The organism is Bradyrhizobium sp. 138 (genome assembly GCF_023074075.1).
GTDB lineage: Bacteria > Pseudomonadota > Alphaproteobacteria > Rhizobiales > Xanthobacteraceae > Bradyrhizobium.
In genome coordinates this window covers 1-14,299 of sequence record NZ_JADPKT010000024.1, presented here as the reverse complement: position 1 = coordinate 14,299, position 14,299 = coordinate 1, and the positions used below count along the sequence as shown (strand labels likewise).

The window sequence follows — 14,299 nt, the reverse complement described above, 5'->3', positions numbered from 1 at the left end:
ATCGACGGCGTCCGGCCGCCTTACGATGATACCCAGCGACTGTAGCAGCGCAACAAAGCCATCAAGCTCTCGCTGAGCCGGTTCGATCATGATCTTTGGATAACGGAAGCCTGCGAACAGCGACTGGGCACGCGCCGCCATGCCCGGAATGTTGCAGGTGACAACCGGATGATCGGACGGGATAACCGCACCCTCAAGCCTTCCGACGATCACTTCCTCCAGCATGCCCCACTCGTTGTGTGAGCTCACCGGAGAAACTTGGCCCGATGGGACGGCATCCGGACCGCGAACGCGTGTGACCATGTCCATGCATGAGGCCCTCTGTGCGCTACAACAGCCGCAGGTCCAGGGAGTTCCAGAGGTCCAACCGCGGTCGCGGGGTCGAGTCGCAAATCCTTGGTGTCGCCTGTTGGCCCGATGGCGAAGTCGCGCGTGACGCGAGCCTGATGCCCGACGGTCTTTGCTCTGAAAATCCCGGCATCTGCTCGATGATTGCCGTCGCTTCGTCGATCCCGATCAGGCGATCTCGCTTTCGCAACTGGTGCTCGCACCCTTGCGCCGTGGCCTCGACTTTCAGCGGCGGATTTCAGTGCGCGTCGATCCGCGTCATTCGGAAAGCGGATGTAACCTTTCACGACGACAACCCTTAATCAGCCGCCGTCAGGGCGCTAAAAATTTTTGTCACCCTCTTGAAACTTTTTGCTCGTTGCAGATTTTTTTGGTCGCCGCCGAGATGGTGGCCGGGGTGCCTTCGGGCCCCGAAATCAAGGCGGGCGCCGGAAGGTGTCCGGTGCCAGCTCGTACCCAACTTGCTCTTTGGAGGATTTGGCTATGAGGTATGATTGGACTCCCCTGTGGAGGTCGACCATTGGCTTCGACCGCCTGTTTGACGTTCTCGACGAGGTCCAGCGGACCGCCGAAGAGACCTATCCCCCCTATAACATCGAGCGGCTCGACGAGAACCGCTTCCAAATCTCGGTGGCGCTCGCCGGATTCACACCGGATGAGGTGGCCCTTACGGTGGCGCAGAACGTCCTGACGTTGGAAGGACAAAAGGCCGAGACCGACGAGAAGACCTTTGTGCATCGCGGAATGTCGACCCGCTCGTTCAAGCGGCAGTTCACCCTGGCTGACCACGTCGAGGTCAAGGGCGCGCACTTCGAGAATGGTCTGCTGGTCGTCGAGCTTCAACGCGAGATTCCCGAGGCCATGAAGCCGCGGCGCATCGCCATCGCGGGCGCAAGCGCCGGGCAGGTCAAGCAGATCGAGGGCAAGGCCGCCTGACCAACCGCGGCTTGGTTCCGATCGCCGCCGCGCGGGTTCTCCCGCGCGGCCACCTTAATGCGTCTTATGATGGGAGGTAAGCCATGCGGACGACGCCCGCGCACGACAACGTGTTCGATTTCAATGCTCTTCTTCACCCCGGCACGGCGTTCTCGCATCCGCGCGACGTCGTCGCTGACCTGAATTTGAATCTGGCCGAGAAGCGCGCCATCCTCGCGTCACGGGCCTCGAATGCCTCGGCGCTTGCCTCCTGTCCAGCGTTACGCGCACCGGACGGACTAAAGGTGCCTGTTCATATCGATGAAATTCTGGAGGCGCTATGCGCGCTGGACGGGAACGGTCCGCGGACTCCGCCGGGCGGCAAGCCCATGCGTCTGCGCTCGGTCGAGCGTCGCGCGGCGGCGTGAGCGAGGGATCTGCAACTGAACTCCCAGTTTGTGGGCAATCGCTGCGGCCCTGTCCTTTCTGCGGCGGTTCGGAGGTTTGGATCAACAGCGGCATCGATCCCAAATTCGTGGTATGTAAGGAATGTTCAGCTTTCGGCCCCAATGCGCCGACCGTTAAGCAGGCGGTCGAGCGCTGGAACAAACGCACCACGCCTTCTAGAGCGAATACAGCTGCCACGACCTCTGGTTAATCTAGCTCAAGCGGCCGAACGACCTCGCTTGGAGCGTGGCGGTTGCCGCTGCCGCGCCCGCTGTGCCGAGGGGATTGCCATCGCCTGCTCGCCATGTCGCGATACATGCCTGCACCGCGCCGCTGGATCTCAGCATACGGGATTTCTTTGGAGTTTTTGAAATGGCGCAAACGAGCGCTCCAAGTTCGCCTTCCGCATCGACAGCGGCAGCATGCGGAAGTCATCGCCGCCTCGGCGAGAATGTCGAAGGCACAGAACCGCACTTCCTCATCATACTTGCGCGAGTGCAGCGCGTTGAAATCGGAGATGCCATCGGCGCCAAGCACGACGGCTTCGCCATCGAGCACAAAGTGCTTCTGCCTGATCTTGCGCGCGGCCTCGACGATCCATGGATAACGGCTGGTCAGTTATAGCCGCCGCGCGTGATTAGGCGCACGCGGTCGCCGTCGGGTTCTAAGCGGAGGCGGTACTCATCATATTTTACTTCATGCAGCCAGTCGGCGCCATTCGGGACCGTGGTGCCCATGGTCGCCAGGCAAAACTCGAATGAACGCATGCGGGAAAAATAGGCATTCGACGCCTGATTACGAGATGGAGCTTAGAGCCAAGTTGGCGGCGACATGTTGCGGCTCGGGCGGCAGATAAGCAGCGTCTCGCCTTAGCTTCTCCAGACTGGGCTGCCTTCCATTCGGCCATGTGTTCCAGCGCGGGAACATTACAAATGCTTTTAATGGTCACAAGTGAACACAGCGATATCGCTACTGGGACTAGTCTTCGCTTGCATGGCGCCATCTCACGCGCCAGCCGTCGGACCGCTTGGCCCGCACTTGTCCCCTCCAGCCGCAAGGGGTCAGGCTGGCCCGATGGGGCTTTGCGCAGCACTCAAAGAGATATCCTGCCATCTCGGACACACTGGACGCGTAGCCGAACAACCTATTGTCAGGCTGCTGAGCTTATGAGGCCCGGGCTCCTAGGCACTGTGGGCGTCGCCTTACCAGCCTATTCGCGCAGCACAAACGCGGACAGGAGGCCGGAGATGTTCGCTCAAGATTGTGCCGACGATCTCAGCGCAACTGTGCACTACGCGCTGGAGACAACCCGTGCCGTCGCCGTCTGCCCTTCCATTCTGAAGTCACCATCCGCGTAGGCGACGATGCAGCCGAAAGCCACGCCTTCGAGCGCACCAAGAAGATCGTTAGGAGCGATGGCACGAATTGGGGGACGCAAGACCTCAGGGAAGAAATCGCGCAGCTCAGCGTAGCAGCGGACGGGAGTGCCGACGCTGCGCTCAACATTGATGGCCCCGCGCCGGGCAGCGCATAATCAACAGTAATCTTATCGTTCGCCTTAGCGCACAGTTCCAGAATTAACTCGCAACACGGACATCAAGCTTAATTCCAGACCGTGATTGCGGCCGTGCTCCAGAGGACTAGGCTTGCGCACACCGGACATTGCCTTTGTCCGGTCCACCCCAGCGAAGTCGCCGCGCCATCATACTCGGTGCAGCGACTTCGTCATCGGATAGTCGCGCGAGCTTCAATGAGTGAGCAGCCGGACCACGAAACGCTTGATCTCATCGAGATGCGTCGACAACTTACGGCACTCCGTTCGAAACACTCGGACAATCTTTTAATTGCTTCGCTGTTGAACCGCTTTTTCGTGAAAGTCGCTTTTCTGGTGAAGCCAACAGACCTCGCGCACGAGCAGTATCTTCGATCGGAATTCGAACGAACGTTGACGAAGGTCAAAGAGATTGCTGCGCGGGCGAAATCTGACTAAAGTCAAGCCGGGTGGTCATCTCCCGCCGGGCTCAATCCCGATGCGGGACATGAGCCGAGGGTTTGGACTTAGATTGTTGGCGCTGCTCAAGGTCGCTCGACGACTTACTTCTTCAGCAGTAGTCCATTCTTCGCGCCATTCGCCTCACTGATCCTGCGTGACGGCCCAGCTCGACTGCTATCTTCGATACGCCAGCGCGTGCCCGGGCCAGCCTGACCAATCGTCGGACCTCCTGCTCGTCCCATTGTTTTGGCTTCGGTGTTTTCATGGTGCGGCGCTCAAGACCTACCGACCACTTAACCGGTGCGCCTAGTTGCCGACACTTGGGAAATTTACGGGTGGTGCCTGCCACCACGAGACTCGGCGGTGCGGCGGCTTGGGCGTGCGCGGCGGCCCGATTATCGCGCGAACTCTATTGGGGGATCGGACCGATGTCGTTGGCGTAGGAGGTCCGCTATTAAGGGTGGATCGGACCTGCCGCATGCGAGCGCCGGATCGCTGCTTTTGGCCCTGGCTGTGTGAAAACGCCATGCCTGCTATGATTCCCGCACTGAATCGGCGGGGCTGGGCATGGCGCGCTTCGTTCAAGGGGCTGATCGCGGGCAATCGACGTTGCACCCGAGCCTGATGATCGTGAAGGCCCCGGCGTGGAATACGTCGGGGCCATTTGTTTAGTCTATGGAATGACCGGTCAAACCCATCTGCTCGCTATTGTTATTCGTTGCGTCGGCGCTATCGTGAGCAAGCGGCGAAGCCGCAATAGCCTACCAATTCATTGCAAAGGGAGACTCGCATGAAGTTCATCAGTAGCTGGTCTATACCTCAAGGCACTTTCAATGCAGCGGTCGCGCGTTTCTTAGAAACTGGTGGTGCACCGCCCGACGGTGTCAAAATGCTCGGGCGTTGGCATGGCATGGACGGCAAGGGATTTGCGATCTCTGAATCGGATGATCCCAAGGCGATGTATCGTTGGGTCGCCCAATGGGCCGACCTACTCCCATTGACGGTCACTCCCTGTCTGGAGGACGGAGACGCCGGCGAAGTCATGGCGTCGCTACCCAGGCGTTGACCGTCCAATCCGAAAACACAGCCATCGCGGCCAAGAGTGTGGCCGCGGTGGCATCCAATCCCTACGCTACCTTCCACGACGAATGTCTGTTTATCAGACTGGACCGGAAGAGACCGGCCGAGCACCAAACCGGCGCTTTTGACCCGAAGCGAACTTCCTCTCTGTTCATGGAAAATTGAGATTTGCCGCGGCACGGGTTGACGCAATATTACGGCACTACCAAAACGTGTGATGTTGGTATCGCCTGTCAGAAACCGAGGTTTGGGTGCTCCCTCGCTGTAAAGCCGTCTTAGCTCTCCTTGCTGCTACCAGCTTATCTGTCGTTGCTTGTTCTCCCAAGGAGACCGAGTGTGGCCGCCGTTGATAAAGTTCATCGCGTCGTTCTGGGATCTTGTTTTTCCTGAACAGACAGTCGCTATTCTTGTTATTGTCGTTGGGCCTGAACTTAGCTTCGGCGGCATACCTTATCGATTTTTATCTACGGCTGCCTATTTTTCCTTTGTGATTGGATGAGTTCGCGAGAGACGCTTAGGAAGCCCCTCTTCTTTCGCGGTGCAAGCCTCGCTGCTCTGTCCTTGCCTCCCTACCTGGTTCCCGCCGTGGCTCCAATCGGCTCTTCCACGTATATCTCGCTACTCATTATCGTGAGCGCGAGCATCATTTTCGCCGGTCAGTTGCTAACGCGCATCATGTTCTCCGCGACCGAAGAGCGGGAGCTTCTACCGGTAGCTGTCCCAGCATCCCCCACCTTATCGGCTTAAGGGGGCAAACATGAAACGGCCGGCCCAACTCTGCTCGTGACGCATTGCAGACGTCACCGACTGAGGTATATGGTTGACGCGTTCTGTTATGCGGCTCGTTTCCGAATGCAACCTAGCGCAATGCAGATAATCCGCGAGATAGCAATCGCTCCTAGATTTTGCACATCGCGCTCGGGAACGAACTCAACGATGTCCAGCCCGACTATTCTGCATTTTGACGCGACACCCTGCATCAGATCGACGACGTCAAAATAGGACAGTCCGCCCGGCTGCGGTATCAGCACGCCTGGGATGACTGATGGATCGAGGCCGTCGCAATCAATGGTAATTAAGCACTCGCTGTCGTCCTCTATCTCTTTGAGAACGTTCGCGATCCCGTGAAGCCGAATATCTCTTGCGGTGACGATCTTCGCGCCCCATGCCTTTGCATAATCAAGTTCGGCACGACCAGAGCCGCCAATGCCGCGCAAACCAACCTGCACGATGCGTCTTACCCAGGGCAATTCGCTGGCGCGTCGCATTGTGCTCGAGAATGTATGGCCCGACCCGTTTCGCTGATCACGCCAATCAAGATGGGCATCAATCTGCAAGATCGTCAGCCCTTTGCTTTTGCGGAATGCTTCGAAGAAAGGTATTGGAACCGAGTCATCCCCGCCTAGCAGGATCGGCACCGCGCCGGCCGAAAGGACTGCTTGCGTGCTGGTTCTGATGACATCACGGTTGCTCTCAGGTGTCGTGGGATCCGTCACCAAGTTTCCACCATCCAACACCCTCAATTTGGGAGCGAGCAGCTCAGCCTCTTGATCAAAGTCCCAACGGGTGAGATCGCTTTCATAATGACGTAGAGCGCGACGAATGAAGTCTGGCGCTTTGGCGGCATGGCTGGTCTGGCCCACAACGTACGGCGTGGCATCGGATGCGCCGAACAAGATCGCATCGGCTGCAGGCAGCGGGGTGGTCAAGTCACAAGCCTCAACACCCAGAAAAGTCGGCCTGTCGGGATGCATAGCAAGTATCCAGGGATTGTCTACCCGTCCCTTTCAACTTGGGTGGCTTTATTGGGTTCCGATAGCAGCGGCGGCGTACTGGGATGTCCGCAAATGGCCCGACGGCGAAGTTGGGTTTGGCTCAGATATGGTCTGCTGATCATGGTGCTGTCCATCGTCTTGCGCATCAAGCGCACGCTGGATGGCGTTGAGATCGATCGGATCATCTTTGATGTCGAGACTCGCAAGGCGTTGGCGATTGAGCATCGCGCCGCGCTGAGTGGCGCAAGGCTGAGGTGGAGGCCGAGCGGTTTCGTGCGCAATGTGCCTATCGCTGCCGCGGCCTTCACGGTCTAGGGTCGCGCGATATCTCCATATGCCGGACGGCGCGATGGAATTGAAGGACCATCAGGTGATTACCTTTTTCGGCAGGCCCAGTACTTCGACGGCTCGGACGCAAATTTGCGCCGGGTCTTTGAGGCCGGTCTGGCCGACTCGATGATCTTTTTGGCGATCAGTTCGGTAAGGGGATCGTTCCGATCCTTTACCCCAATCATGCGCAGGGCTTCTTCGTAAGCTGTCGAAAGCCGTGCGATCTCTCCGGCCCAAGAAGTGAGTTTTGAAGTATTCGGTAGATGGCCAAGTTGCTGATCCCCGTCTGGAAGCAAGGATATTCCGCTTCGTTTAACCATACAGTCCGAAACAGCGCGAATACGGAGAGGCCAGCGAGACGGAAAAAGACCGCCCGAAGGCGGTCTTTTCAGTTTAATGGGCCGGGCCAAAATAGATACGGATCAAACGTGCTCCGCCCGGTGATTGCAGCTAATCAAAATCGCACGAGCGTTGCTTTACAAATATAGTTGCAGTTCTGAAATGAACAGAGAATGCGCTCATCCGATGCTCCTTTAAAGCGCGTCCAGGCTTTAGCGGAGAAAGGCAAATTAAAAAAACGGCTCCAGTCAGTGGGGCTGGAGCCGTTACCTTGGAGCGCTTCCGACGTGGGGGGCGTTGGAGGCTGCCGGAAGCGCTGTCATTCTGCGCATCGCTTTTCGCGTCCGTCAACGTTCAGCGAATAGTCAGACGATTGCGCTGTCATCAACTGACCGTCAAACACCGGACTATCCCTCGTTATTTCATTCTGCGAGACTTTGATCCGACAATTCGCAAGCAATAGGCTTGCGAAAAACGAGCCAAGACGAGGTCCGCAGTGGAGAAGGTGCGACGCTTGCGCGCGATGGGTTCGCTGTGCCGTCAACAGGCCGCGTACAACAGTATGAACAAATGGAAGCTCCTCGCCGAAGCCGAATACTGGGAGCACCTAGCTCAGCTTGAGCTGTCTTCCTACTTCCAAGAATGCTCCGTTAGCTCAAACGAGATAGCACCTCCTCAAGTAGTCCTCACAGATACGAATGACGCTCGATTGAATGACGCACAGTGCGCGTTTACAGACGATTGGGCAACGTGCCCCGATCCATCGCCGGGTGACTACAAAACTTGCTCCGTCAAACGCCTTCCATGGCGCGTACTGCCCCGGATCCTGAAGCCTTTGACGATCCCGGCGCCTTACTCTGCCTGAGTTCACGATATGCTCCAACAGGCTCATAATGAGCGATAAGATTACTCGGAAAGGGCTGGACTTCGGCACCGGCCCGAGCGTGCATTCGGCGGTTCAAATCTCTCAACGGAGTCCGACCGCCCATGAAAGCGGAAATCATCGAACCAGCCATCAAGGCGTGCCTTGCGGAAATCCATGCCAAGCTGAAGGCGGCCGGGCAGATCGCGAAGGCGGCACAGGCATGCGCAGAGGCGGGCGGGGTCGCCGAGGCAGTTCAGGTCTCGATGGATATCGAGCAACTGATCTACGAGGCCGGACGGCTCCATGATGCCGCCGCGCTCCTTGCTCGAATGGCAGACGATTGAGCAACATTGAGAGGCTCACAGTTCGCGCGATCAAGAGGGCATGGCATCGGCAAGCTCTCACAACGCAATGCCTCCAGCCGCCCGCCCTTTCCTCTTGTCATCCTTGCTCCAGCCAGCGCTTCAGAACACGCCGTTGCGCTGCCCGGACCGGCCTCTCATAGCGCTCCAGTCCCGCAAGACGCCTCGCTAGCTTCGGGCTCGGGCATTCCAGCAACGCAACAAGCATGTCATGGCGGGCCTGCTGGATGCGACCCAGCCACAGATTGGTACGGACGAGATCGTCCATGTTCAAAGAGCTGTATTGCTGCGCGAGGCCTGCGGCGATCGCGCTGGTTAATGGGCTGAAGTTCGCGTCGCCCTCCGCCTTCAGGCGCGAGAGCCCATGTTGACGGGCATTGCGGCTAGACTTCGCTTTTCCCGCCTTCGTCTTCGGCCCTGTGCTTCGTTTGGCGTTCAGCCTGTTCGTTGCGATTTTTCGTTCTGACGTCATGCCGCCGCGCCCACTAAATGTCTGCTCCTTCCGTTAGGCTTCCCTCCATCCCGCGAAGAGTTCAACCATGTTGTGCCCCGAACTCGGAGGCCGTGCTGCTGCTTGACCGCCTTCAGCCCCTATACTGTTTGGCTTCGTTTTGTCACTTTTGTTTTGTGGGCGCGCCGGGCTCCTCGATCACGAAGCATATTTAGGCGCGATTTGAGCAACAAGATTGCTGCAGAAAGGACTGGCATTCCGGTGCGATCGGAGCGTTACTGAGTCGGCCGGGCGCGATGGCAGCACCGGTATCTCACCTCGCGGACGCGGGGCTTCAGGCAGTGCGGCGAAGAGCGCCGCTGTTCTTGGAGTAGGAGATACCCGTGCGTAGCGTGCAGAGTGATGGCCAGACCGAGCCACAGCATCAAATCATCAGATTCAACCCGAACGACCGGCGCCATTTCATCGGCGGCTCGGACGCCCGCATCATCATGGGCGATGATCAAGACACCCTTATCCGGCTCTGGCGAGAGAAGCGTGGAGAGGTCGAACCGCAGGACCTCTCGGACAATCTGATCGTCCAGCTCGGGACCGTGACCGAGGTCTTGAACCGTGCCTGGTACCAACGCGCCAGCGGTCACACCGTCAAGGACATTCAGAAACGTGTTCGGCACCCCGTGCACAAATGGATGGCGGCAACGTTGGATGGCACCGTCGAGCAGACCGGCGCGGTCTTCGAAGCCAAATTCATGCTGCCCTGGGCCTTTACCGAGGGGGCCGCAGCCGAGAAGCACATGGCCCAGCTGCAGCACAACATGTGGGTCACCGCGTCCCGCAGCGCGGTGCTCTCGATCATCACCGGTGGCGGCAAATGGGTCGAGATCAAGGTCCATGCCGATCCGCTCTATCAGCATCTCCTGCTCACGGCCGAAAAGAAGTTTTGGCGCTGCGTCCAGAACGGCGAGCCGCCCGTCCTCTTCAATATCGAAACACCTCGCCCAAGACTCGAGGCGGTCAAGGTCATCGATATGTCGACCTCCAACCAATGGGCTGAACTGGCCGCGACCTACCTGCGGACGCGAGAGGCCCACGGCGAGCACGAAACGGCCAAGGCGGATCTGAAAAAGCTGATGCCGGAGGATGCCAAGGAGGCCACCGGCCACGGCATCAAAGCCAAGCGTTCGAAATCGGGCGCGATCAGCTTCGAGGCTCAGCTGGCGGAGGGCTCCCATGCATCAGTCCAGTGAGCGCATCGGGACCATCGCAGCCGCTCTCGCCCGAGCTCAGGCTGAACTGATGAACCCCGAGAAGACCCTGACCGCCGTCATCCGGTCGCCCTTCCCGCGGGAGGAGGACCGGACCTTCCGCTACGCTTCCCTCGCGAGCGGCCTGGACATCGTGCGCAAGACGCTGAGCCAGCAGGAGATCGCCACCATCCAGACCACGCGGATCGAGCAGCCAACCGGGCAGATTCACCTCACCACCCTGCTCGCCCACGCCTCCGGGGAATGGATCTCCTCGGACCTTCCGGTCTGCGCCTCCAAAGAGGTCGAAGCGCCGCATCGGATGGGAGCGGCGCTGACTTACGCCCGCCGCTACGCGCTGTTTGCCTTGGTCGGAATCGCCGGGGAGGACGATCTGGACGCCCCGGACCCCATGACCAGGCCTCCCACAGCCGCCGCCGAGCCGCAGATCTCGCCAGGACCGAGAGGCAAGCCGCTCAACGGCGTCCTGAACCGCTCTCCCATCCTGCCGCCTGACCGCTCCGCCGAGCTATTGGATCAGCTCTTGGGTGAGCTTAACTTGCGGGAAGGCGGCGAGGACCTGCTTGCCTGGGCCAAGATTAGTCTCCCACTCAAGAACACCCTTCTGGAGGCTGACGCCCGCGCTCTCGAGGCCGCCTACCAGAAGAGGTTCGAGGAAGCCGCCCCTCCCGATATTGATATAGCAGAACAGCAGCCCGTGTTAGCGGACGGACAGCTCCACCCCGAGGACGACCATTCTTCGGAGACATCCAGCAACGTTGTGGCGCCTGCCAACTCCTCTTCCGTAGCGCAGGACGGCCTCGCCTTCCCAAAGGAGCCGCCTCGGAGACGAAGCAAAGATCACCTCGCCTTCATCCGCAGCCAGGGTTGTCTGGTCTGCCACAAGACCCCCGCTGATGCGCATCACCTGAAGTTCGCTCAACCACGCACCTTGGGTCGCAAAGTCAGCGACGAATTCACCGTCCCGCTTTGCCGATCGCATCACCAATCCCTGCATCGACACGGAAACGAAAGAGCCTGGTGGACCAATCTGCAGATTTCGCCAATTCCAATCGCGAAGAAACTTTGGGACGCGAGTCCCGTCCACCTAACGAACGGAGCAAACGTCGCTGCGACGGCGCCTGGTCCGCTATCGGAGGCGCGAGGCCAATGAATAGTCCCTTCGGCCTACCTCAACCGCAGTCGGGAAGCGTCATCCCGTCCGAGTTCGAGGCGCTGTGTCCACCGCCTCAACTTCTGCCTGGAGAGAACATCGGCCACTATCATGCGATCCAGGCTACGATCTTCCGCGACATCGCCCCTCAATCCGCGATTGAATGGTTACTTGCCATCGATATCGCCGAGCTCTCCTGGGAGATGCAACGTTATCGAGTGTTGCGGCACAGACTCCTGATTACTTACCGTCAGAAAGCTATCGAGATGACGCTGCGCCGCATCGATGTGGTAGGCATTGCCCCAGACTTCCAGGACGCGGCGGAAATTTACACCATCCATAACGCCTTGGATTGGCAACTGGACGCGTCTGCTGCGCGAGATATCGAGGCCCGTCTTCGGTTGTACGGCTTCGATCAACATGCAATCAGCATGGAAGTCTACGTCCAGGCGCGCGAGATTATGATGCTGTTTGAATCGCTCCTGAACGGAGCACAGCTTCGACGCCTAATGCTGCTGAAGGAGATCAACAACCCTCGGCGCTCGAATACAGCACCTTCTACCCATGTTGCTGGCCGCAAGTGTTAGACAAAGAAGAGTCAATTTCATCACTGGCTCTTGCAACGGAGGCTCTGCAGTGATCAAAAATTTAGAGCTCCGGAGCAAAACGGCTAAGGTTGACTTGGCTGGCGCAGGAAGCATTCGGGGACCTATCCACCCTACTATGGTTTCGGTCGCCTTCGACGTTGGCCGCCTGCCACCCAGAGTGAGGGAGAGCGATCATTTGCATCCTGTAACTTGTGGCACGCGCCGACTATCACTCCTAGGAATCCAGCTGCCTGCGTAACGCGTCACGCTCCTCAATCAGTTCTCGGATTCGTTGAGCATTGTCAGACTGGGTTTCTTGCCACTCGATGCGATCCTCTGCGGTCCACATGTAGGACTCGCGATTGAATCGAGCCTTCTCTGCCTCATCAAATTCCTTGTACAGCTTGATATCGCGCTCAATTTGATCCAATTTTTCCCGGACATTTTTTGACACCAGCCGTCCCTTCGGCTCTGCCTCTAGCCCGCTTTTGATCTTCGCAGCAATCGGCGCGTCGACCAACAGGAACTCCTCCTCACGGATGATGCGCGCATTTTGAATAAATCTTCCTTTGTCATAAGATCTCTTCGTCTTGGCCTGATTGGATAATCAAGACGCCGCGGATTCAGTCCACTTCCTCACATATCTAGGCAATCTGAGCTTCTAACTGAGCAGTAGAAACCGCATAGAAGGCGCCCGTCCTGTGAGTTAGCGGAGGCGTTGCCATTACTAATTCTCAACAGGGGCGAAAATTAGGAAAAGCAAACACTTGTAAAAAAGATCGCTGCTTGGACAGCACCATTTCAATTCTGCGCGGAAATCCGAGGCAATGTGATTGGTTGAGCGGCCGATGATAGAGTGATCTTGGCCAAGTCGCGTTGGCAGCATATCGCTCCATCTCGGTGGTGCGGCGCGCGTAAAGCGAGGTCTAATTCAAGGGCAGCGGACTGCAGACGTTATCCATCAGCTTGCGGCCGCACTCTCAGAGGTGCCGATCACGATTCGATCAGCGAGCTTACAATTGCAGATGGCGCACGCCTCAGCAGTTGGACGCGACAACGACGGTCGATCCTGGAAAGGGCCTCGCGGACGATGCCCCCGAGTTCATCCCGTGCCGAGCCGAAACGACGGGCTTTGTCACCACCGCCATGAAGTCAATGACTGACTGCACGATCTCACGCGCGAGGCGTAGACGTAAGACAGATCAGCAAGCCATCGCCGCGGCGCGAGAGCGTGCCGATCACGACAATCACGGCGTCGGCATCCGAAAAAGGTTGGTCAATCCCCTCTTCAAGCCGCCGCCTGGCTTGACATTAGTCGCGACTAGATTGTCGAGTCCGGGCTCGTACACTGGGATTGCACTAGAGCGCCCGCGATCGTCTGCTCGCCATTGTCGTAACAGGGTGACGTTGTGCCTAAATCCGCAAGCAAACTCCGTATTTGTCCCACATAAACGTGACTATCGGAGCGATTCGCAACTCAAGTATCGCTTAAGCCCTTTGATAGTCGTCTTCAATCCGGATGATGTCGTCTTCCCCGAGATAGCTTCCGGTCTGGACCTCGATCAGTTCCAACATGATTTTACCGGGGTTCTCCATGCGGTGGACGGCGCCCATCGGAATGTAGATCGACTCGTTCTCGTGCACCGTCTTCACGGTCTCATTGACGGTGACGCGGGCTGCGCCGCGGACCACGATCCAGTGCTCGGCGCGATGATGGTGCTTCTGCAGCGACAGCCGTCCGCCCGGCTTCACCACGATGCGCTTGACCTGGTGGCGCTCGCCATTGTCGACGGACTGATAGCTGCCCCAGGGCCGGTGCACCTTGAGATGCTCCTCGGTGACCTTGGGCGCGACCGCCTTCAGCTTGGTGACGAGACGCTTCAGGCCGTTGGCGTCCTTCTGGCGCGAGACCAGAACCGCATCGGCGGTTGCGACGACGACGAGATCGTCGACGCCTTCGAGCGCGACCAGCGCCTGGTCGGTGGTGACGTTGCAGTTGCGCGAGTCCTCGAACACCGCGGCGCCGTGCGCCGCATTGCCCTGTGCGTCCTTGTCAGAGAGCTCCCACACCGCGTGCCAAGAGCCGACGTCGGACCAGCCGCACGACACCGGCACGACCGCGGCGCGCGCGGTCTTCTCCATCACCGCATAGTCGATCGAGATCGCCTTCGCCGAACCGAACGCCTCGGGCTCCAGCGTGACGAAGCCGAGATCGCGGCCGGCATTGTTGACGGCATTGGTGACGGCCTCGACGCTTGCCGCGTCGACCTTGCGATATTCGTCGAGCAGGACGCTGGCCGGGAACATGAAGTTGCCGCTGTTCCAGAGATAGCCCGAATTGACGTAATCGGATGCCTTCACCGCGTCCGGCTTCTCGACGAAGCGCGCG

General features: G+C 58.6%; 14 protein-coding genes and 1 pseudogene. 9 read left to right on the top strand and 6 right to left on the bottom strand.

The window, feature by feature from the left end:
- Positions 1 to 225 (bottom strand): annotated as a pseudogene (locus IVA79_RS14395) (amidinotransferase); the annotation flags it as partial.
- Between the two features lie 606 nt (positions 226 to 831).
- Here IVA79_RS14395 and IVA79_RS14390 point away from each other — a divergent pair.
- The gene (locus tag IVA79_RS14390) at positions 832 to 1,284 is read left to right on the top strand and encodes an Hsp20 family protein (protein WP_247553796.1); all 453 of its coding nucleotides are present in this window, start codon (positions 832 to 834) and stop codon (positions 1,282 to 1,284) included.
- Positions 1,285 to 1,367: 83 nt separating this feature from the next.
- Positions 1,368 to 1,691, top strand: a complete 324-nt coding sequence (locus IVA79_RS14385; RefSeq protein ID WP_247553795.1) for a hypothetical protein — start codon at positions 1,368 to 1,370, stop codon at positions 1,689 to 1,691.
- 226 nt (positions 1,692 to 1,917) lie between these two features.
- On the opposite strand, the gene IVA79_RS36945 is transcribed toward IVA79_RS14385, so the two are convergent.
- The gene (locus IVA79_RS36945; protein ID WP_346658173.1) at positions 1,918 to 2,268 is read right to left on the bottom strand and encodes a hypothetical protein; all 351 of its coding nucleotides are present in this window, start codon (positions 2,266 to 2,268) and stop codon (positions 1,918 to 1,920) included.
- Positions 2,269 to 3,460: 1,192 nt separating this feature from the next.
- Between IVA79_RS36945 and IVA79_RS14375 the strand changes: the two genes are divergently transcribed.
- Together IVA79_RS14375 and IVA79_RS14370 are read left to right on the top strand one after the other, a co-directional pair.
- Positions 3,461 to 3,700: a hypothetical protein gene (locus IVA79_RS14375; protein ID WP_247553793.1), complete on the top strand. Its 240-nt coding sequence runs from the start codon at positions 3,461 to 3,463 to the stop codon at positions 3,698 to 3,700.
- Between the two features lie 793 nt (positions 3,701 to 4,493).
- A complete protein-coding gene (locus IVA79_RS14370; RefSeq protein ID WP_247553791.1) occupies positions 4,494 to 4,769 on the top strand; it encodes a DUF3303 family protein in 276 nt (91 codons plus the stop codon).
- A gap of 847 nt (positions 4,770 to 5,616) precedes the next feature.
- Here the strand turns inward: IVA79_RS14370 and IVA79_RS14365 are convergent.
- Positions 5,617 to 6,492: an arginase family protein gene (locus IVA79_RS14365; protein WP_247553789.1), complete on the bottom strand. Its 876-nt coding sequence runs from the start codon at positions 6,490 to 6,492 to the stop codon at positions 5,617 to 5,619.
- A 186-nt stretch (positions 6,493 to 6,678) separates the two neighbouring features.
- Here IVA79_RS14365 and IVA79_RS14360 point away from each other — a divergent pair, with 186 nt between their 5' ends.
- Both IVA79_RS14360 and IVA79_RS14355 read left to right on the top strand, forming a co-directional pair.
- A complete protein-coding gene (locus IVA79_RS14360; protein WP_247553787.1) occupies positions 6,679 to 6,873 on the top strand; it encodes a hypothetical protein in 195 nt (64 codons plus the stop codon).
- Positions 6,874 to 8,214: 1,341 nt separating this feature from the next.
- Positions 8,215 to 8,436 (top strand): hypothetical protein, encoded by a 222-nt coding sequence (locus tag IVA79_RS14355; protein ID WP_247553785.1) that lies wholly within the window; start codon positions 8,215 to 8,217, stop codon positions 8,434 to 8,436.
- Between the two features lie 97 nt (positions 8,437 to 8,533).
- On the opposite strand, the gene IVA79_RS14350 is transcribed toward IVA79_RS14355, so the two are convergent.
- Complete coding sequence (locus IVA79_RS14350) at positions 8,534 to 8,926, bottom strand: hypothetical protein (RefSeq protein ID WP_247553783.1); 393 nt, start codon at positions 8,924 to 8,926, stop codon at positions 8,534 to 8,536.
- A 362-nt stretch (positions 8,927 to 9,288) separates the two neighbouring features.
- On the opposite strand from IVA79_RS14350, the gene IVA79_RS14345 reads away from it, so the two are divergent.
- The 3 genes from IVA79_RS14345 to IVA79_RS14335 are packed head-to-tail and all read left to right on the top strand — an operon-like array spanning position 9,289 to position 11,910.
- Positions 9,289 to 10,152 carry a YqaJ viral recombinase family protein gene (locus IVA79_RS14345; RefSeq protein WP_247553781.1) on the top strand — a complete coding sequence of 288 codons (864 nt, stop codon included), beginning with the start codon at positions 9,289 to 9,291 and terminating at the stop codon, positions 10,150 to 10,152.
- Positions 10,136 to 11,323, top strand: a complete 1,188-nt coding sequence (locus IVA79_RS14340; protein ID WP_247553780.1) for an ERF family protein — start codon at positions 10,136 to 10,138, stop codon at positions 11,321 to 11,323. Before IVA79_RS14345 ends, IVA79_RS14340 begins: the two co-directional genes overlap by 17 nt.
- Positions 11,320 to 11,910: a hypothetical protein gene (locus IVA79_RS14335; RefSeq protein WP_247553779.1), complete on the top strand. Its 591-nt coding sequence runs from the start codon at positions 11,320 to 11,322 to the stop codon at positions 11,908 to 11,910. The genes IVA79_RS14340 and IVA79_RS14335 overlap by 4 nt, the downstream gene beginning before the upstream one ends.
- 235 nt (positions 11,911 to 12,145) lie before the next feature.
- Here IVA79_RS14335 and IVA79_RS14330 read toward each other — a convergent pair whose 3' ends face one another.
- Together IVA79_RS14330 and IVA79_RS14325 are read right to left on the bottom strand one after the other, a co-directional pair.
- Positions 12,146 to 12,430 carry a hypothetical protein gene (locus IVA79_RS14330; RefSeq protein ID WP_247553778.1) on the bottom strand — a complete coding sequence of 95 codons (285 nt, stop codon included), beginning with the start codon at positions 12,428 to 12,430 and terminating at the stop codon, positions 12,146 to 12,148.
- Between the two features lie 968 nt (positions 12,431 to 13,398).
- Positions 13,399 to 14,299 (bottom strand): mannose-1-phosphate guanylyltransferase/mannose-6-phosphate isomerase (locus IVA79_RS14325; protein ID WP_247553777.1); only part of this gene is annotated, 901 nt, incomplete at its 5' end.

What these genes read in the sequence shown, in the direction of transcription:
- IVA79_RS14375 (WP_247553793.1), top strand. Translation starts at nt 3,461, where the DNA reads ATGAGTGAGCAGCCGGACCACGAAACGCTTGATCTCATCGAGATGCGT.
- IVA79_RS14350 (WP_247553783.1), bottom strand. Translation starts at nt 8,926, where the DNA reads ATGACGTCAGAACGAAAAATCGCAACGAACAGGCTGAACGCCAAACGA.
- IVA79_RS14340 (WP_247553780.1), top strand. Translation starts at nt 10,136, where the DNA reads ATGCATCAGTCCAGTGAGCGCATCGGGACCATCGCAGCCGCTCTCGCC.
- IVA79_RS14390 (WP_247553796.1), top strand. Translation starts at nt 832, where the DNA reads ATGAGGTATGATTGGACTCCCCTGTGGAGGTCGACCATTGGCTTCGAC.
- IVA79_RS14335 (WP_247553779.1), top strand. Translation starts at nt 11,320, where the DNA reads ATGAATAGTCCCTTCGGCCTACCTCAACCGCAGTCGGGAAGCGTCATC.
- IVA79_RS14360 (WP_247553787.1), top strand. Translation starts at nt 6,679, where the DNA reads ATGGTGCTGTCCATCGTCTTGCGCATCAAGCGCACGCTGGATGGCGTT.
- IVA79_RS14370 (WP_247553791.1), top strand. Translation starts at nt 4,494, where the DNA reads ATGAAGTTCATCAGTAGCTGGTCTATACCTCAAGGCACTTTCAATGCA.
- IVA79_RS14385 (WP_247553795.1), top strand. Translation starts at nt 1,368, where the DNA reads ATGCGGACGACGCCCGCGCACGACAACGTGTTCGATTTCAATGCTCTT.
- IVA79_RS14355 (WP_247553785.1), top strand. Translation starts at nt 8,215, where the DNA reads ATGAAAGCGGAAATCATCGAACCAGCCATCAAGGCGTGCCTTGCGGAA.